Source organism: Epilithonimonas tenax DSM 16811 (assembly GCF_000428485.1).
GTDB lineage: Bacteria > Bacteroidota > Bacteroidia > Flavobacteriales > Weeksellaceae > Epilithonimonas > Epilithonimonas tenax.
Genome location: NZ_AUAA01000017.1, coordinates 1 through 16,280 on the forward strand (window position 1 = coordinate 1; position 16,280 = coordinate 16,280).

At 34.7% G+C, this 16,280-nt stretch carries 21 protein-coding genes and 1 tRNA gene; 14 read left to right on the forward strand and 8 right to left on the reverse strand.

Features of this window, described 5'->3' with window-relative positions:
- Both F564_RS0109785 and F564_RS0109790 read right to left on the reverse strand, forming a co-directional pair.
- Positions 1 to 208 (reverse strand): ISAon1 family transposase N-terminal region protein (locus tag F564_RS0109785; protein WP_028122023.1); only part of this gene is annotated, 208 nt, incomplete at its 3' end.
- 119 nt (positions 209 to 327) lie between these two features.
- Positions 328 to 403 (reverse strand) — tRNA-Met (locus F564_RS0109790).
- Positions 404 to 605: 202 nt separating this feature from the next.
- Between F564_RS0109790 and F564_RS0109795 the strand changes: the two genes are divergently transcribed.
- From F564_RS0109795 to F564_RS0109805, 3 genes are all read left to right on the forward strand, one after another.
- The gene (locus F564_RS0109795) at positions 606 to 965 is read left to right on the forward strand and encodes a BlaI/MecI/CopY family transcriptional regulator (RefSeq protein ID WP_028122488.1); all 360 of its coding nucleotides are present in this window, start codon (positions 606 to 608) and stop codon (positions 963 to 965) included.
- The gene (locus F564_RS19935; RefSeq protein ID WP_051259632.1) at positions 965 to 2,803 is read left to right on the forward strand and encodes a M56 family metallopeptidase; all 1,839 of its coding nucleotides are present in this window, start codon (positions 965 to 967) and stop codon (positions 2,801 to 2,803) included. Before F564_RS0109795 ends, F564_RS19935 begins: the two co-directional genes overlap by 1 nt.
- Before the next feature lie 188 nt (positions 2,804 to 2,991).
- Positions 2,992 to 3,171, forward strand: coding sequence for a hypothetical protein (locus F564_RS0109805; RefSeq protein ID WP_028122489.1), 180 nt, complete (start codon positions 2,992 to 2,994; stop codon positions 3,169 to 3,171).
- Positions 3,172 to 3,269: 98 nt separating this feature from the next.
- Here F564_RS0109805 and F564_RS0109810 read toward each other — a convergent pair whose 3' ends face one another.
- Genes F564_RS0109810 through F564_RS0109820 form a run of 3 tightly spaced genes read right to left on the reverse strand, consistent with a single transcriptional unit; the run spans position 3,270 to position 4,593 of the window.
- On the reverse strand, positions 3,270 to 3,662 hold the full coding sequence (locus tag F564_RS0109810; RefSeq protein ID WP_028122490.1) for a hypothetical protein: 393 nt from the start codon (positions 3,660 to 3,662) through the stop codon (positions 3,270 to 3,272).
- Positions 3,663 to 3,665: 3 nt separating this feature from the next.
- Positions 3,666 to 4,202 carry a hypothetical protein gene (locus F564_RS0109815; RefSeq protein WP_028122491.1) on the reverse strand — a complete coding sequence of 179 codons (537 nt, stop codon included), beginning with the start codon at positions 4,200 to 4,202 and terminating at the stop codon, positions 3,666 to 3,668.
- 13 nt (positions 4,203 to 4,215) lie between these two features.
- Positions 4,216 to 4,593: a hypothetical protein gene (locus tag F564_RS0109820; protein WP_154656846.1), complete on the reverse strand. Its 378-nt coding sequence runs from the start codon at positions 4,591 to 4,593 to the stop codon at positions 4,216 to 4,218.
- Between the two features lie 496 nt (positions 4,594 to 5,089).
- Here F564_RS0109820 and F564_RS0109825 point away from each other — a divergent pair, with 496 nt between their 5' ends.
- The 6 genes from F564_RS0109825 to F564_RS19080 all read left to right on the forward strand — a co-directional run bounded on the left by F564_RS0109825 (position 5,090) and on the right by F564_RS19080 (position 9,449).
- Positions 5,090 to 6,016 carry an IS1595 family transposase gene (locus F564_RS0109825; protein ID WP_028122493.1) on the forward strand — a complete coding sequence of 309 codons (927 nt, stop codon included), beginning with the start codon at positions 5,090 to 5,092 and terminating at the stop codon, positions 6,014 to 6,016.
- 68 nt (positions 6,017 to 6,084) lie between these two features.
- Positions 6,085 to 6,888: a hypothetical protein gene (locus F564_RS0109830; protein WP_028122494.1), complete on the forward strand. Its 804-nt coding sequence runs from the start codon at positions 6,085 to 6,087 to the stop codon at positions 6,886 to 6,888.
- A gap of 35 nt (positions 6,889 to 6,923) precedes the next feature.
- Positions 6,924 to 7,211 carry a hypothetical protein gene (locus tag F564_RS0109835; RefSeq protein WP_028122495.1) on the forward strand — a complete coding sequence of 96 codons (288 nt, stop codon included), beginning with the start codon at positions 6,924 to 6,926 and terminating at the stop codon, positions 7,209 to 7,211.
- Positions 7,212 to 7,267: 56 nt separating this feature from the next.
- The gene (locus tag F564_RS19075; RefSeq protein WP_051259633.1) at positions 7,268 to 8,005 is read left to right on the forward strand and encodes a GLPGLI family protein; all 738 of its coding nucleotides are present in this window, start codon (positions 7,268 to 7,270) and stop codon (positions 8,003 to 8,005) included.
- Positions 8,006 to 8,048: 43 nt separating this feature from the next.
- Positions 8,049 to 8,888 carry a GLPGLI family protein gene (locus F564_RS0109845; protein ID WP_028122496.1) on the forward strand — a complete coding sequence of 280 codons (840 nt, stop codon included), beginning with the start codon at positions 8,049 to 8,051 and terminating at the stop codon, positions 8,886 to 8,888.
- A 48-nt stretch (positions 8,889 to 8,936) separates the two neighbouring features.
- Positions 8,937 to 9,449, forward strand: coding sequence for a GLPGLI family protein (locus tag F564_RS19080; protein ID WP_228373888.1), 513 nt, complete (start codon positions 8,937 to 8,939; stop codon positions 9,447 to 9,449).
- A gap of 46 nt (positions 9,450 to 9,495) precedes the next feature.
- On the opposite strand, the gene mscL (F564_RS0109855) is transcribed toward F564_RS19080, so the two are convergent.
- A complete protein-coding gene (gene mscL, locus F564_RS0109855) occupies positions 9,496 to 9,867 on the reverse strand; it encodes a large conductance mechanosensitive channel protein MscL (protein ID WP_028122497.1) in 372 nt (123 codons plus the stop codon).
- Positions 9,868 to 10,024: 157 nt separating this feature from the next.
- Positions 10,025 to 10,390, reverse strand: a complete 366-nt coding sequence (gene mscL, locus F564_RS0109860; RefSeq protein WP_028122498.1) for a large conductance mechanosensitive channel protein MscL — start codon at positions 10,388 to 10,390, stop codon at positions 10,025 to 10,027.
- Between the two features lie 130 nt (positions 10,391 to 10,520).
- Here mscL (F564_RS0109860) and F564_RS0109865 point away from each other — a divergent pair, with 130 nt between their 5' ends.
- On the forward strand, positions 10,521 to 12,011 hold the full coding sequence (locus tag F564_RS0109865) for a bifunctional ADP-dependent NAD(P)H-hydrate dehydratase/NAD(P)H-hydrate epimerase (RefSeq protein WP_028122499.1): 1,491 nt from the start codon (positions 10,521 to 10,523) through the stop codon (positions 12,009 to 12,011).
- On the opposite strand, the gene F564_RS19085 is transcribed toward F564_RS0109865, so the two are convergent.
- Complete coding sequence (locus F564_RS19085) at positions 12,003 to 13,031, reverse strand: DNA topoisomerase IB (protein WP_051259635.1); 1,029 nt, start codon at positions 13,029 to 13,031, stop codon at positions 12,003 to 12,005. The two genes, F564_RS0109865 and F564_RS19085, sit on opposite strands and share 9 nt — an antisense overlap.
- A 163-nt stretch (positions 13,032 to 13,194) precedes the next feature.
- On the opposite strand from F564_RS19085, the gene F564_RS0109875 reads away from it, so the two are divergent.
- The 4 genes from F564_RS0109875 to truB all read left to right on the forward strand — a co-directional run bounded on the left by F564_RS0109875 (position 13,195) and on the right by truB (position 16,216).
- Positions 13,195 to 14,094 carry a cell division protein FtsX gene (locus F564_RS0109875; protein WP_028122500.1) on the forward strand — a complete coding sequence of 300 codons (900 nt, stop codon included), beginning with the start codon at positions 13,195 to 13,197 and terminating at the stop codon, positions 14,092 to 14,094.
- A gap of 2 nt (positions 14,095 to 14,096) precedes the next feature.
- The gene (locus F564_RS0109880; protein ID WP_028122501.1) at positions 14,097 to 14,402 is read left to right on the forward strand and encodes a DUF3098 domain-containing protein; all 306 of its coding nucleotides are present in this window, start codon (positions 14,097 to 14,099) and stop codon (positions 14,400 to 14,402) included.
- 82 nt (positions 14,403 to 14,484) lie between these two features.
- Entirely contained in the window at positions 14,485 to 15,303 is an 819-nt protein-coding gene (locus F564_RS0109885) for an undecaprenyl-diphosphate phosphatase (protein ID WP_028122502.1), read from the forward strand.
- 205 nt (positions 15,304 to 15,508) lie between these two features.
- Positions 15,509 to 16,216, forward strand: coding sequence for a tRNA pseudouridine(55) synthase TruB (truB, locus tag F564_RS0109890; protein ID WP_028122503.1), 708 nt, complete (start codon positions 15,509 to 15,511; stop codon positions 16,214 to 16,216).
- Positions 16,217 to 16,280: the final 64 nt, after the last annotated feature.

The window sequence follows — 16,280 nt, forward strand, 5'->3', positions numbered from 1 at the left end:
TTCCACGCAGAGGAAAATCATCAACGGTTATTTCCGGAACAAAACCTTTTGACTGTAATAGCAGAGAAGAAAACTCTTTCGGAGCAGTATTTTTCTCTTCAAAATAGATGTGCAGGATTTGGTTTTCTTCTTCAAATTTTACAATCTCAAAATACTCAATGAGAAGTTCCGGTAAAAATAATTTAAGGAGTTCGACATCATTTAACATCCTTCAAAATTATTAATTTTTATCTTTCTCCCCAAGTTTTGGAATTGATCCAAAAAATGCGCAAAAAACAGTCGTAAATTAACAAAAAAAAGGAGAATCAAAAAAATGATTCTCCTTACTGGTTGCGAGGACACGACTCGAACGTGCGACCTCCGGGTTATGAGCCCGACGAGCTACCTACTGCTCTACCTCGCGATGCAAAGATACAACTTTTATTATATCATACAAGTTTATGAGTCATTTTATATTAATTTAATTTCTACGCACTGATATTCAGTTGATTATAGCTCAGATTATGTTTTAACTATAAAAATAGTTGTAAGATTGAAATTTAATTCTAAATTTGTATTACTAAGTTTTTAGTGATATAAGATTGATTGTTTTTAAAAGTAAGATTATGAATAAGTTAACGAAGGCGGAAGGGCAGGTGATGCAATATCTTTGGCAGATAGAGAAAGGATTTTTAAAAGACGTTTTAGAATTATTCCCGGAGCCAAAGCCGCACACCAACACCATTTCTACAATCCTTAAGATTCTGATGGAGAAAGGATTCGTTAATTTCAAAACCTTTGGCAGGCAGCACGAATATTTTCCTGTGATCAGTAAAGAAAACTACAGCGGCAAATCCATCAGAAGTCTGGTGAAGAATTATTTCGAAGGATCTTACACAAACGCTGTTTCGTTTTTGGTAGAAAAAAATGAGATCAGTGTCAAAGATCTGGAGCTGTTGTTGGATGAACTTAAAAACAAGGACTGATGGAAGCTTTTATGTTTTATTTGGGCAAGATGATCCTGTGTTCAGCGGTAATGTTTGCTTACTACTTATTGTTCTTAAAGGATAAGACATTTCATCATTACAATCGTTTTTACCTTTTATTGATGGTCATTATCAGCCTGGTTCTCCCACTGATAAAGGTGTCTTATTTCACCATAGAAACCAATCAGAATTTTTATTTGTTGCTAAGCCAACTCAATCAAAAACAATTTCAAAACTCAGCTCATGACATCACTAATTATTCAGTTTTTTATGCGATTATTGGAGTGGTTTCAATCATTCTTTTAATCAGATTGCTACTGGGAATTGTAAAGATCCAATCGATCAGGAAACGGTTTCCGAACGAGATAATAGAAGGGATCAGGTTTTATCAGACCAATTTAGACAACGCACCTTTTTCATTCTTCCGAAATCTGTTCTGGAAAGAGTCTATTCAATTGGATTCTCCTGTAGGACAGCAGATTTTGAAACACGAGATGGTTCATATCCAGCAAAAACATAGTTGGGACAAACTTCTGATGCAGACCGTAAAATCGGTGTTCTGGTTCAATCCCTTGTTTTATTTTATCAACAAAGAAATCAATCTTATTCATGAATACTTGGCGGACAACAAGGCAGTGAAAAAATCCGATACCAGAGCATTTGCGCAGATGCTTCTGGGGAGTCATTTCTCTGGGTCGGTCATCCCTGTTACGAGTCCTTTTTTATCCTCTAACCTCAAAAAAAGACTTAAAATGCTTACGAAAAACCAAACCAAGTACAGCTATGCACGCAAACTTTTTGCGCTACCAATTTTATTCCTGATGGTGTTTGCCTACATGGTGAATGCCAAAAATAAAGAAATCACGGAAACGAACAAAGCGATAGACCTCGCAGTAAAAGAACTTAAAAATGACACGATAAAACCCAAAGCTTCTGAGCTTGATAGTCTTACTGCAAACCATCAAAGACAAAGCAATATGTATTCTGATGCTTTGCAGGAAGATCATTTGAAAATGTCCGCGATCAGTACAAAAATGGCTGATAAAAGCAAAGCATTATCAGCGCTTACAAAAGCCAAAAAGGAGGAAACACCAGAATACAAAGCTTTGGAGAATGAGATGCAAGCGCTTGCCAGCCAAATGGAAAGCATCGTGAGTTCCGAAAATTACAGAAAAAATCTGAAAGGCCTGCAAGAAAGTTCAGCAGCCATTGGAAAACTTTGTGATTCTCCCGAATTCAAAAAGAAAATAGCCGATGCAGCCAAAAAAGCCGCTGAAGCTGAAAAAATGGTTAATTCTCCAGAATTTAAAAAGAGAATTGCTGATGCTGAGAAACGTGCAGAACAAGCTGTAGCAAAAGTTTATGATTCTCCTGAATTTAAAAAAAGACTCGAGTTTGCAGAGAAATTAGCACAATCAACTTCTGATAATTTTGGAAAGATTTACAATGAAGCAGATTTTGAGAAAATGATAACAGACCAATATGGGAAAGATGCTTTTACTAATGGAACTGTAGCTTTTGGTTTTGATGCTTCTGATTTACCAGATTTTAAAGATTTTTCTTCCAATTTCAATTATAATTTTTCTAATGATATATTCTATAAGACAGAAAAAACTACGCTTACTCCAAAAGAGTTGAAAAAATTGGAAAAAAAAAGAGCAGAGCTTCAAAAAAAGCAAAAGGAATTATTGGAGGAGCAAAAAAAGCTTCAGAAAAAACAACAGGAATTGAATAAAGAAGCGCGCCAGAATAATCCGCTGAAAATCAGTTTTAATTCTAGCTTGGATTCTCCGAAAGCATTTGTTTATAATAAAAATAGGCATCTACATACAATTTGACACCAATTATTTTATTAAAAGAACCGACATAAAATATGTCGGTTCTTTTTGTTTGTATTAAAAAAGTAATATATTTGTTTGAAATTCTCTTGAATTGTCTCTTACACAATCAAGAACTTATAACATTCTAATAACTTAGACTAATACAGTCTCCAATAACGTTTATTTAATCTCAAAAAATTCTAAATATGGATCAATCTGTATTTAAGGTTGGAGACATTGCTTATCTAAACTCCAACCCAAAAGTTAAAATGTATGTTGTAAATGTTAATTCAAATGAACTAATTAGAGTTAAGTATTTTAAAACAGGATTAGTTAGAGCTTCTTCTGATTTTATACCTAAACTATTTGAGTTACAAAACAAATAATTACATTAGAATTGGAGAATTTTATTTTTCTCCAATTCTTAATTTTTATACATATTATATATCCGTTTACAAATCCACTTATAAGCTGATTTCTTTTACTAAAAAGTGATTGTATAAATTCGATTAATATTTTCGGAAATTAAATGTAATTTTTTCTCATCACTATCTTTTGAGGATACTATTAACATCATAAATGATGTTTGTTTTGAATCTAAAACCATAAACATAATTTTATTTTCTTTAGAAAAATCTTCACCTTTAATGGTATAAGTTGTTTTTTCATCATTATCTTGATTAATAAAAACTATTTTTTTATTTTCCAAATCAATGTTGATCTTATAAGAAATTTTTAAAACAGGACTCCATTCAGACCATTTATCATTATTTGTTCTATGCGTATACTTAAAATCGGTTGCTTTAATATTTATTGATGTTTGTGCAAACCCTATTGAGAATATACTCAATAACATAGTGATTAATATTTTTTTCATAATTTATTCTTTAGACATTGCATCATATAATTTCATATTCAATTTGTTCATTCTTTTTATTTGAGAACTTGATAAATGTTCACCTCGATGTATTTTTGAAATCTTTTCGTCCAATTCTTGAGCTTTATCTAAAACGTCCGGGTATGTATTCATAGCGTGAATATCTCCATTTATTGTTTTTTGATACAAATCAGTATATTCATTCATAACCTTCTCATAATCATTCAATATCTCATCAACATTATTATTTGAAGATGTTTCTTTAATTGCTTTTTCGAGTTCTAAATCTTCTTTATCTTTAAGTATTTTAGCCGGACATTTTTTAAAATTTTCAGCTACTTGTTTTTCTAATTCTACCAAATCAGAACCAGTATAACTTATACCGATAATCTCAATTTGTTGCTCATAACGGTCTCGTTTGTCACCGTGAGCATCAAGTGCAAGACATTTTAAATCTGCTACAGTTTGAGCATCTTTTTTAAGCTTACTGCAAGAACTAAATAGTCCTGCAATCAATAATGTGTAAGTAAGTTTTCTCATCGTTTTTAAATTTTTATTGATAATAATATGGACTGTCCCAAAGTTGATTTAATCTATTCTTAACTTTATTGAAATGCTCAAGTTGTTGATTATTCATAAGATTTGTAGATGCTAATAAACTTGTCCATAAATCGTTAAGGCTTTCAACAGCTTTAGGATAAGTTTCATCCACGTATTTTTTGCTTTTATTTTTATAAATCAATGCTTCATAATCGGCGACTAACTTATCCCATTCTTTTAAAGCTTTATTACATCGAACATTAAATAATTGTTTTTGTTCATTATTATATCTTTTAGAATATTCTCGTTCCTGTTTGTACTGTTTGTATGTCTTTTGCGCAGACAGCATTCCACAGGAAAACACTAAACATGTGTAAATGATTTTTTTCATAGTTATTAAAAGTTGATTGTTAAGAATTCTTTGCTCATAAAGTCAAACTCCACAAAAGTATTTTGAAGAGTTTTAATTTCCGTACGGAAATCCGTAATCTGATACATAAAAATGATTTTTAGTTTCTTCCCAGACCCGAAGAAGGATGATTATTAGATAAGAAGAAAGCGTGGGTACTGTTGACGAATCTTATCTAACAGGCTCTGGTAAGACCTTGGACTAAAATAAGTAACAGCCCACGCCATAGATATATAGCGTAGGTCAGTTCACTTATTCTCGTCCTAAAATTTACCAGATTTCGTTAGAGAGAAAAGTTAAACACTTCCTATGTTTTCGTTGATGTTTATTATGGATATTCCATATCCATAATTTGAAACAAATATAAGTAATTTGATGACTATTAATTAATCCCAGTCAAACTTTAGCTTTTATTAGCACTCAATTATCTTATAAATACGTCCGAAAACGGATATAAATCATATCTAAAATAAATGATATGAATATTTTCGACGACTTTAAATTTAACTCAGTTAAAACACTAATCAAAACCTTTCCAGATGAACAAACGTGTATTAATTATCTTGAAAAAATTCTTTGGAATGGCGAACCAGTTTCACCTTTTGATAAAACAGCCAAGGTTTATAAATGTAAAAATAACAGATACAAATGCAGTAAAACAAAGAAATATTTTACAGTAAAAAGTATTACGATATTCAAAAACTCAAATGTTTTGCTTCAGGATTGGTTCTTAGCCATTTGGTATTATACATCACACAAATGTGGCTTATCATCAATGCAGTTGCATAGAGACTTAGAACTAACACAAAAAACAACTTGGCTTTTACTTAATAAATTAAGAAAATCTTCTGCATTTGAAAATGGTCATATATTAGCAAATGAAGTTGAGATTGATGAAACTTATGTAGGTGGTAAAAATAAAAATCGTCACTCAAATAAGAAATTTAAAAATTCACAAGGAAGAAGTTTAAAAAGTAAAATCCCTGTCTTTGGAATGATTGAGAGAGGTGGTAAGGTTAATGCTATCGTTGTAAAATCAACAACTGCAAAGGAATTATTGCCAATTATATTAAGAACTATTGAAATAGGAGATACTACATATACTGATGAATGGCTGGCATATACTGACTTAGGTAAATATTATGACCATTCAAAAGTTAATCACGGAGATAAGCAATATGTTGTTGGTAATACTCATACAAATACAATTGAAAATTTTTGGAGTCAATTGAAAAGAGCAATAGTAAATCCACATAGATTCGTATCAAACAAGCATTTACAAAAATATGTTGATGAATTTGTTTTCAGACATAACACGTGCAAAATGCAAACTAAAGAAAGATTTATTCATTTAATAACACATATTGAAGGTCCAAATTTAACTTACAAACAACTAACAGCTTAAGATATATGATTCCTTATTCAGATAATAATTTACGGATATTATTATAAATATTAAAATTATAGATTAAAATGGCAGATGAAAACAGAATGATAACATTTCAATACGCAAGGAATAATTGGGATGTTTACAAAAGAAAAGATATTCCAGATAGTTTAAAGTGTATGACAAAGGCAGAGATAAATGAATATCTGAGCGCAGATATTAATATTCTATCGTCTTATCAAGATAATCAATTAATTCCAAGAAATAAATTTTCTGGAGTTTATTTGATTCAAGAACCTTATGATTATATTATTGTAGATTATATATTACCTGATAATGGTAGAGCTCCTCATCCAACAACAGGAGCCCTAATCCCGGATAAATTTGAGGCTAGGTTATATTTTACAGGGACAGGCGATTATTTGGCTGCTTACACAAGAAACGATGCTGCTCATCCGGAATCCTTTAGTTTGGCGGGTAGCAGTAAAAATTTCAATAATAGTGATGTTTATTATGCTTTCGCAGGGATGAGTAAAGTTCAAACTATTGAATCACATTACTTTAATCTTAAAAGATTCAAAGATTACAGAAATCTGAGTGGCGTTCCAAGATTACACTTGGCCGTATATTTCAGAAATCTCCCGATAGGAAATACTAATTTCACCATCCAAGTGTTTGGCTGCAAAGGTTCGATTCCAACGATCAATACAAATACTAATCAATTTGAAGTGGCTATGCAATATAAAAAATTATGCTCTGTTCCTGCAGTTGTTGGAAATTATTCCGCGCCGTCAACTGTTTGGGATAGTCAAAACGTAGGCTGGATTGATTATTACACATCTACAAATACAATAAAAATATATGACAGTTCAGGTCTTCAAATTAACTAATTATATTTCTTAACTTAGTGTCAAATTGTATGTAGGTGCCTAAAAATATTACTCCACCACAAAGAATCAGTAAATCAAACCAAGTTATTATTTTTGATAAAACTACAGATGGCAATCCACAGCGTGTTTTTAAAGCAGATGCGATTAAAATAACTAATACATCTGATGCTAAAGGTTCATTTAATCCTAATAAAGCAAAAGTTTATATTAATGGGAAACTTACTGATATAAAAGAGGTTGACAAAATAGACCCCAATATGGTTGCATCAGTTAATATTTTTAGCACAAATGATGCTGGTAAAATTGAAATCATTACAAAATAAACAACTTACATTCATAACACTTTAGCCGGTCCGCCGGCTTTTTTATGACTCGAAATATGAAAAAATCACTCGTAATTATTGCTGTTCTTATCCAGGTTTTTTTGATGGCGCAGAACAAACGGTTCATCTATGAATACATATTTATTCCGGACTCCAAAAATGTTTCCGATGTGAAAACTGAAATGATGTTTCTGGATACTTCAAAAGACGGTTCCAAATATTATAGTTACACGGTTTACTATTCTGATTCTTTGACAAAAGTAGACACGGAAAAGCAGCTGAAAGTCAGTGATTCTGCCTATATTGATCCTGCTAAACAAAGAGGAATAGTGAGGTACTCTGTCACGAAAACTTATCCTGACCACAAAACCAATATTCATCGGACGTTTGGGATGTACGCTTATAAGATCTCTGAAGACCGAAAGATTCATTGGAAGGTCACATCGGAAAAAGAAAAAATAGGCGAGTGGAGCGCTCAGAAGGCTGAAACCGATTTCGCAGGAAGACAGTGGATGGCCTGGTTTTCTACAGATATTCCAATCCAGGATGGACCGTACAAATTCCACAGTTTACCAGGGTTAATTGTAAAGATAGAAGACAAGTCAGGTTCTCATAAACTTGAACTGAAAGGTATCAAAAATATAGATGAAAAAATCAATGTCAGTATTGTTCAACCTAAGGAAATAGCGATTAATTCAAAGAAGTTTCAAAAATTAGTAAAAGATCAGGGAAGCCGACAGAACAATCAAATCAAAATAAATGATGACCAAATTGAATTGGATATTCTTAAGTAATTTTAAATCATAATTTCTTATTTTAATTTAAATACCAGTCAAAATGAAACCAATTTTAACCATTTTATTATCATTAGCGTTTGGAGTCGTATTTTCACAAAACAAACGTTTTATCTACGAATATAAGTTCATTCCGGATTCTACAAACGTTTCGGATGTCAAGACAGAAATGATGTTTCTTGATACCAAAAAAGAGGGCTCCAAATATTACAGCTACACAGTTTTCAACTCAGATTCTGCAATGAAAGTGGATCTTGAAAAGCAATTGGCGGCCACAGGATCTATCAATATAAGATCCGACATGAAGAAGGGCGATGTGAGGTATTCTGTGACCAAAACTTATCCAGATTATCAGATCTGTATTCACAGACGACTTTCTATGGATGCTTACAAAGTTGCCGAAGACCGAAAGATCAATTGGAAAATCTCATCAGAAAAAGAAAAAATAGGAGAATGGAACGCTCAAAAAGCAGAAGCCGATTTTGCCGGAAGACATTGGATAGCCTGGTTTTCTACAGAAATTCCTATCCAGGACGGACCGTACAAATTCCAGGGTTTGCCAGGATTGATCGTTAAAATCGAAGACAAAACAGGTTCACATAAAATGGAACTTAAAGGAATCAAGAATATTAAAGGCGATCTTGATATCAATGTTTTTGAAGCCAAAGAAATAGCTATCAATTCAAAACAATTTCAAAAGGTGATGAAAGAGTACGAGAACGACCCTACAAAAGGAATCAAACAAATGCAGATGGGCGGCGCCACCATCGTAATGACGGGAAAAGATGCGAACAGTACAAAATTTGCAAAGGAGCAGGAAGAGCGGCTGAAGGCTCAAATCAGGAAAGATAATAACAGGATTGAGCTGGATATGGTCCAGTAGCCCGGGTCTTATCCTGATTTCAAAATCAATCATCTGGTAATGTTGGATATGGCGTTTTATAATGCCAGTCAGCACGTAAAGATTAATTGGAAGATCACACCAGATACAAATATGATTGGTGAATGGAACGCCCAAAAAACGGAAGCGGATTTTGCTGGTAGACGTTGGGTTGCCTGGTTCGCGCCTGAGATTCTGATTCAGGATGGAATGTTTAAATTCTACGGATTGCCCGGGCTGATTGTTAAAATTGAAGATCGATCAGGTTTCCGTAAAATGGAACTAAAAGGTATTGAAAATAATGTTACTAAAAGAGATGTTTTGGCCTTTGTATTTGAAAATGCAATTCCTCCTGACGGTAAAAAATATCAAACTACTAATAAGAATCACCGCAGAGATCCACTGGCTGACTTCCGAAAAGCCGTCCTGGCTGGAGAGACTTATATGATTGATGATTCTGGAAAAGAAATAAAAGGTCAGAATTATATCAAATTTCAGGAGAAACTGATACTGGGCAGGATGAAAAAGAACAATAACACTCTGGAAATCGATTGGTTGAAATAAAAAATGCCACAGAAAAGTGGCATTTTAATTTTAGAAAAAAGTCATGTTATTTTTTCTTCAGCTCATCACGGATTTCCGCGAGCAAAATATCCGTAGATGATGGTCCTGCTGGTGCAACTTCGTCTTTTTTGTTGATTTTATTGGCTATTTTGATCAGCCAGAATAGAACCAGAGCAATCACTAAGAAACTGATAATGGATGATAAGAAGTTTCCGTAAGTGACGCCGTTCCAGGTTAATTCTTTGATATTTTCGGCTCCTGCGGCTTTCAATGCAGGGGTTAAAAGTAGAGGTGTCATCACGTCGTCTACCAAAGATTTTATGATTGCTCCAAATGCAGCACCAATGATCACGCCTACTGCAAGATCAATCACATTGCCTTTGAAGGCAAATTCTTTAAATTCTTTTACAAATCCCATAGTTTTATTTTTTTTGTAGTTAGTTAACACAAAAATATAATTTTATTTATAAAAATAAGCCATTATTCTTGCTAAAATCACTAATCGGTATAAAGTGAGAGACTTGCGTATAAATAGAATTTAAATTGACCTTATGAATAATAACTGAACTTTGGAATTATTTTTTTAACTGATCGCGTATCTCCATCAGTAAACTATCGGTTGATGACGGTGCGGCTGTTGTTTTTTCCTCTTTTTTAGATTGATTCAGAATCTTGATCATCCAGAACAGAACAAAAGCAATGAGAACAAAACTAATGACCGATGAAAGGAAGTTACCGTACGAAACCCCATTCCATGTGAGCTGTTTTATGTTTTCTGCGCCGGCAGCCTTGAGAGCAGGGTTGAGAAGTAGTGGTGTGATTACATCATCTACCATCGATTTTATAATGGCTCCAAAGGCACCTCCTATTATTACGCCGACTGCAAGATCTACCACATTTCCTTTGAAGGCGAATTCTTTAAATTCTTTTACAAATCCCATATTTATGTTTTTTTTGATTAAACTTATGGCAATATTATTAATTTTTTTTCGTTAAATAGTCGTCAATAAGAGATTTTTATGCTGAAGTATCAATGTTTTTATTAAATTTTGTTTTTGTACTTTTAGAGTAATGAAAATTCTCACCGCAAATCAAACGAAACAATGCGACGCTGCAACCGTGGAAAATGGTATTTCTTCCATCAATCTCATGGAAAGGGCTTCAAAATCCTGTGCTGACTGGATTTCTAATCGCTTCAGAACTACCCATGAATTTCTGATTTTTTGCGGAAACGGAAATAATGGTGGTGATGGTTTTGCAATGGCGAGAATGCTTTACGAAAAAGGTTTTGATGTCACGGTTTTTACAGATGATCAAAAAAAAGACTATTCACCAGACGCTACAATTAATTTCAATAAAATAAAACAGATCAGCGCAATCAAGATCAAGTGTTTTTCTGATTTTTCAATAATCAAAAATGATAACTTTTGTATTATAGATGCGGTCTTTGGTTATGGACTGAACAGAGAACTGTCCGGAAATATAAAAGGATTAATTGATCAATTGAATCAGATTGAGATTCCAAAAGTCGCTATAGATATACCTTCAGGATTATTTGCAGATCAATTGATTGCGGCAGATTCGACGGTTTTCAACGCTGATTTTACACTCACATTTCAATTCTACAAAAGAAGTTTTCTGCACGCGGAAAGCGGAAAATTTTGTGGGAAAATTGTTGTTCTAGATATTGGTCTAGATGAAGGTTTTGTCGAAAATACAGAAACTGATTATTTTGTTATAGATGACGATGTTGTAAAAGAAATCTACAAACCCCGTGAATCCTTCAGTAATAAAGGAAGTTTTGGTAAGAGCATTCTGGTGGGCGGAAGTGATGGAAAGATCGGCGCAGTGGTGATGTCCACTTTGTCTGCGCTGAGAACTGGGAGCGGATTGACGCTTACAATCGCGCCAGAATGTGGAAACTTTGTTCTTCAGTCTCGGGTTCCGGAGGCGATGTTCATAGGTTCTGGTGCAAAATATCTGGAAAAAATCGAGGTTGTTGAAAAGGCAGTTTACGGTATAGGACCTGGTTTGGGGAAAGAAAAACAGACGCAAAACGGCCTATTTGATTTTCTAAAAAACTATAAAAAACCAATTGTCCTGGATGCAGATGCTTTGAATATCCTTGCTGAAAATAATAAGACCAATATGATTCCCAAACATTCGATCATCACGCCACATCCTTTGGAGTTTGAAAGGTTGTTTGGCAAAACCATTCATTCTTTTGAAAGAATAGAATTGGCGAGGCTAAAAGCAGCAGAATTGCAAATATTCATTGTTCTGAAAGATCATCACACTGCTGTGATCACGCCCCAGAAGAAAGTATTCTATAACATCACAGGCAATTCCGGAATGGCAAAAGGCGGCAGCGGTGATGTTTTGACGGGCATACTGACTTCACTCATCTCTCAAAAGTATGACATCGAAAAAGCCTGCATTTTCGGAGTTTGGCTTCACGGAAAAGCAGGCGATTTTGCAGCTGAAGAATTTTCCAAAGAGTCAATGTTGCCCACTGATTTGACGGAAAAAATAGGAGAGGTTTTCAGATATTTGTCAAGCTGAGACGGTGGGCATTCGGTTCAAAGATCTCTTAGGTGTGTTCATTTTTGATTTCAACATGTACAACACGCCTACCTCTGTTTCCGACAGATTCTCATTTTTCTTCAAAAGTTTCTTAATTTCCTTTTGAAAATACTGAACAGTGTGTCCATTCTTGTAATGTTCAAAAATTCTGGGATCAATGTAAGAATCTCTTGCCACAGACGGTGTATTTCCTAATTTTTCGGACACTCCTACGATGGCATTTCGGATCCGTTTTTTGAGTTCATTTTGTTGCTTCTTTTCGCAGATTCCCAATTCGTCCAGGATTCCTGCTGCGATCATGGTTCCCGCCCACGTTCGGAAATCTTTTGCGGAAAACTCGGAACCCATAATTTCTCTGATGTACTCATTAAGATCCTGACTTTCTACGGTGATCAAGTGGTTGTCTTTGTCGTAATATTTGAACAGGCGGTAACCTGGCAATTCTTCCAAATCAGAAATTACCTTTGTCAATTTCGAATTGATAATGTGTTTTTCCTGGAATTTTCCTGATTTTCCCTTATAAGAAAAGACCATCTCATCACCTTCGATCGTCAGGTGTTTTTTGCGGATCGTCGTCAATCCATAGCTTTGGTTTTGCTTCGTATACTTCGGACTTCCAGGTCGGAAATAGGCAGAATCCAGAAGTCTTACCATCGCTGCCAAAACTTTTTCCCGGGTCATTTTTTTCTGTCTGAGATGCTGTCCTGTTACGCGTCTCATATGTTCCAGATTTTCGGCAAAATGTAAGATTCTGTCAAACTTATCGGCGTTTTTCTTTGCCCGGAATTTCGGATTGTAGATGTATTGTTTTCTGCCTTTTTGATCTCTCCCGATTGCTAGTATTTTGGCACTTTTGTTTGTGGTGATTTCTACCTCTGTCCACGCTGGCGGGATGGCCAGTGATTTGATATAATTGATCTTTTCTTGATCTTTCAATTTTTCCTGTGTGCTGGTAATGTAAGAAAAATTCTTTCCGGAAGCCTGTCGTGTTAATTTCATGAGCTTAATTTGATCATTCTCCTTAAACAATTAAAATGCCGATTTTAAAAATGCCGATGAATGTTCCTTAAAATAAAGATTATATCGGGCTTTTATGATTTTATTAACAGAGAGGAAGGCCTATTATTAAACGAAAATTTCTATTTTAGCAAAAATTTTATTGATGCCAAAGACAGTTGACGATTTTAATAAAAGCAGACTCAGATCCAGTAATATTACTGTGGTCATCAGTATTTCACTGGTTTTATTCCTGGTAGGATTATTTGGATTAATACTGATCAATGCTCAGAAATATTCTGATTATATCAAAGAACAATTGGTTGTAGAGGCTTACTTTGATGAGTATCTTGATCCTCGCGACTCTGCCAAAACACTCAAATTCCAGGAGGAGACTTTTGCGAAAATCAAACAGCAGAATTATGTCAAGCAGGCACGCTATATTTCCAAACAACAGGCGACTGTGTTAGCCAAAAAACAATTGGGAATAGATGCTGATGCGCTTTTTGAAGAAGATATTTTCCCTGCTTCTGTGGAGGTGACCCTGAAACCGGAATTTGTAGATCCTGCGAAGATTGATGGCGTGGTTACCCAGCTGAAAGCCATACAAGGAATAAAGGATGTCGCAAACGATAACCAGCTCACGATAGATGTATATAATAATCTGAACAGGATCCTGACTTGGATTCTGGCATTTTCAATTTTATTTTTGATTGTTGCAATTGTTCTAATTAATAATTCTATCAGACTGAAGATATTTTCTAAAAGATTCATTATCAAGACGATGCAGTTGGTGGGTGCGAAGAGAAGATTCATTTTGATGCCTTTCATAAAAGAAGCGCTGATTCTTGGATTAATAGGTTCTTTCATAGGACTAGTGGCTCTGGGTGGATTGTGGTACTACTTTACAAGCCAGATTGGAACACCATTCGTACAGGATACAAACCAATATGTCTTTCTTGTGATCATCATTTTGTTCATAGGTATTTTCATTACCGTTGCAAGTACTATCTTTGCAACCTGGAGATTTTTACGAACCAACGTAGATGACCTTTATTACTCATAACAATGGCAAAAAAAACAAATAAATATGCTGCAGATCAGTACGGTAAAACCACTGAAGCGGTGGAAAAAAAACCGTTCTATTTTGGAAGCAAACATTTCAAACTGATGCTGATTGGATTGGGATTGATATTCTTGGGTTTCATTCTAATGATGGGCTCAGATGCGAATACAACACCAGACGGGAAATTTGATCCTAACTATTGGAATGAGGACATCTTCTCTTTCAGAAGAATCCGACTAGCACCATTGTTGGTGATAGCAGGATTTGTGATACAGATTGTTGCCATACTTAAAAGAAATAAAGATTAAAATTTAATTACAAATACAAATAAAAACTTTGTCTTGGTTAGGAACTGAGACAAAGTTTTTTTTAATAAAACTAACGTAAACAATGGATTTAGTAAAAGCAATTATCATTGCGATCATAGAAGGTCTTACAGAATATCTTCCGATTTCCTCAACCGCTCATATGGGATTTGCAGCCAGTATTATGGGGTTGGAAGAAACCGAATTTCTCAAGATGTTCCAGGTTTCTATTCAGTTCGGAGCCATACTTTCTGTAGTGGTGGCGTATGGTAGAAAGTTCTTTGATTTTACAAATCTTCAATTTTATTACAAGTTAGCATTGGCAGTAATGCCTGCACTGGTCATTGGTTTTTTCCTGGATGATGCGATTGAATCGGTTTTAGGAAATCAAATCGCCATATCTTCAGTTTTGGTTTTGGGCGGTGTTGTCTTATTATTTGCGGACAGTTGGTTCAAAAATCCTGTCATACAGGATGAGAAGGAGATCACGATCAAAAAAGCAATTACCATTGGCTTTTGGCAATGTCTGGCGATGATGCCCGGGACGAGTAGGAGTGCTGCATCCATTATTGGAGGTATGACACAGGGTTTGTCCAGAAAAGCAGCAGCAGAATTTTCATTTTTCCTTGCAGTTCCTACGATGTTGGCTGTCACGCTATATTCTGTTTTTGTAAAAACCTGGGGCAAAGAAACGCCAAATCCGCAGAAAGGTTACGAGATGATCTTACAGTCTCAAGATCATATTTTGATTTTCATAGTTGGAAATATAGTGGCTTTTGTAGTCGCTTGGATTGCGATCAAATCATTTATCAATCTATTAAATAAATACGGTTTCAAACCTTGGGGTTGGTACAGGATTGTGGTTGGCATTGCCTTGTTGGTGTATTTTTATTATTTTAAATAAATAGGGCAATCGGGTGAGCTTAGCAGCGTTCTATTTCCAAACCTAATGAATTGGTTCTACAAAGTCAATCTTTTTTTTGCCCTAGTTTGTGCAGTTGCAAAATAAAGGATTTGCAATCAAGCCCGGGCGGTTTATTATTCTATTTTAAATAAAACGCCTTTCTAAAACGTTCACAGTCTTCAACTCAAAATACCCTTTTAGCATCATGACAGCAGAAGAATTACAATCTGGATACATATTTTTATTGGACAAGCCTTTGGATTGGACCTCATTTCAGGCTGTTAATAAATTGAAATACAAACTCAAAAGAGAGTTTCAGGAATTACCAAAGCAATTCAAAATAGGTCACGCCGGCACTTTAGATCCAAGAGCAACAGGATTATTGATTGTCTGCACCGGAAAATTCACAAAGAGAATTCCCGAAATCCAAGATGCGGCAAAAGAATACTGGACAGAAATTAAAATCGGAGTCCAGACAGACTCTTACGACACCGAGAAACCTGAAATTCTACACACCGATTTTTCTCACATTACGGAAGAACGGATTCACGAAACTTTAGTAAAATTCATTGGCGAAATAGATCAGAAACCACCCGTTTTTTCTGCGCTTAAAATCGATGGAAAACGTGCTTATGATCTTGCTAGAGCTGGCACAGAAGTAGAAATGAAATCAAGAAAAACAACGATTCATTACCTCAATAATATAGAAGTTAAGTTGCCTTTTGTTTCTTTTACGGTTGGTTGTAGCAAAGGAACTTACATTAGAAGTCTGGCCCACGATATTGGACAAGAACTAGCTGTTGGTGCTTATCTTACGCAATTGAGAAGAACGAAGATTGGTGCGTATTCTGTGGATGATGCAACGACTGACTTCATCAATGATGATTTTAAATTTGGACCAAACAAAAATTGAATATCTGGTTTTCAACCTAAGCCAATTTAGTATTGAAAAGCTTTGTACCCTGTGTTAAGTCTCG

Bases quoted from the DNA above. Each gene is read 5' to 3' on its own strand.
- F564_RS0109865 (WP_028122499.1), top strand. From the start codon at position 10,521: ATGAAAATTCTCACCGCAAATCAAACGAAACAATGCGACGCTGCAACC.
- F564_RS0109815 (WP_028122491.1), bottom strand. From the start codon at position 4,202: ATGAGAAAACTTACTTACACATTATTGATTGCAGGACTATTTAGTTCT.
- F564_RS0109805 (WP_028122489.1), top strand. From the start codon at position 2,992: ATGGATCAATCTGTATTTAAGGTTGGAGACATTGCTTATCTAAACTCC.
- F564_RS0109820 (WP_154656846.1), bottom strand. From the start codon at position 4,593: ATGAAAAAAATCATTTACACATGTTTAGTGTTTTCCTGTGGAATGCTG.
- F564_RS19935 (WP_051259632.1), top strand. From the start codon at position 965: ATGGAAGCTTTTATGTTTTATTTGGGCAAGATGATCCTGTGTTCAGCG.
- F564_RS0109885 (WP_028122502.1), top strand. From the start codon at position 14,485: ATGGATTTAGTAAAAGCAATTATCATTGCGATCATAGAAGGTCTTACA.
- mscL (WP_028122497.1), bottom strand. From the start codon at position 9,867: ATGGGATTTGTAAAAGAATTTAAAGAATTTGCCTTCAAAGGCAATGTG.
- F564_RS0109825 (WP_028122493.1), top strand. From the start codon at position 5,090: ATGAATATTTTCGACGACTTTAAATTTAACTCAGTTAAAACACTAATC.
- F564_RS0109845 (WP_028122496.1), top strand. From the start codon at position 8,049: ATGAAACCAATTTTAACCATTTTATTATCATTAGCGTTTGGAGTCGTA.
- F564_RS0109810 (WP_028122490.1), bottom strand. From the start codon at position 3,662: ATGAAAAAAATATTAATCACTATGTTATTGAGTATATTCTCAATAGGG.
- F564_RS0109830 (WP_028122494.1), top strand. From the start codon at position 6,085: ATGGCAGATGAAAACAGAATGATAACATTTCAATACGCAAGGAATAAT.
- F564_RS19075 (WP_051259633.1), top strand. From the start codon at position 7,268: ATGAAAAAATCACTCGTAATTATTGCTGTTCTTATCCAGGTTTTTTTG.
- F564_RS19080 (WP_228373888.1), top strand. From the start codon at position 8,937: ATGGCGTTTTATAATGCCAGTCAGCACGTAAAGATTAATTGGAAGATC.
- mscL (WP_028122498.1), bottom strand. From the start codon at position 10,390: ATGGGATTTGTAAAAGAATTTAAAGAATTCGCCTTCAAAGGAAATGTG.
- F564_RS0109875 (WP_028122500.1), top strand. From the start codon at position 13,195: ATGCCAAAGACAGTTGACGATTTTAATAAAAGCAGACTCAGATCCAGT.
- F564_RS19085 (WP_051259635.1), bottom strand. From the start codon at position 13,031: ATGAAATTAACACGACAGGCTTCCGGAAAGAATTTTTCTTACATTACC.
- truB (WP_028122503.1), top strand. From the start codon at position 15,509: ATGACAGCAGAAGAATTACAATCTGGATACATATTTTTATTGGACAAG.
- F564_RS0109795 (WP_028122488.1), top strand. From the start codon at position 606: ATGAATAAGTTAACGAAGGCGGAAGGGCAGGTGATGCAATATCTTTGG.
- F564_RS0109880 (WP_028122501.1), top strand. From the start codon at position 14,097: ATGGCAAAAAAAACAAATAAATATGCTGCAGATCAGTACGGTAAAACC.